The following is a 319-nucleotide window of genomic DNA, read 5'->3' as shown; positions in this document are numbered from 1 at the left end:
CGCTCACCCCTGACCTGTTCGACTTCGCGCCCCGGTATTTCGACACCATCCCCGCCACCGCCCCCGGCGCGGGGTTCTCGGGCCTGCGCCTGCGCCACCCGCTGAACACCCCGGACGTGCTGGACGAGGTGCTGGTGGTTCAGGGGGCCAGCTATTTCCGCGCCATCGGGCAGGCGATGGTCTACGGCCTCTCGGCCCGCGCGGTCGCCCTCGGCACCGGCGGGGCAGGGCCGGAGGAATTCCCCCGCTTCACCCATCTGCGTCTGCACCCGGCCAGGGACGGCACCGTTCGGCTGGAGGCGGTGATCGACAGCCCGTC

1 protein-coding gene is annotated in these 319 nt (G+C 72.4%); it reads left to right on the top strand.

Features of this window, described 5'->3' with window-relative positions:
* On the top strand, positions 1-319 hold a 319-nt coding region (locus E0702_RS16300), incomplete at both ends, for a glucan biosynthesis protein (RefSeq protein WP_165927583.1).

The organism is Halomonas marinisediminis (assembly GCF_004347715.1).
Lineage (GTDB): Bacteria > Pseudomonadota > Gammaproteobacteria > Pseudomonadales > Halomonadaceae > Halomonas > Halomonas icarae.
Note: the sequence above shows the minus strand (reverse complement) of the source record. Positions and strands in the feature narration are given on the sequence as shown.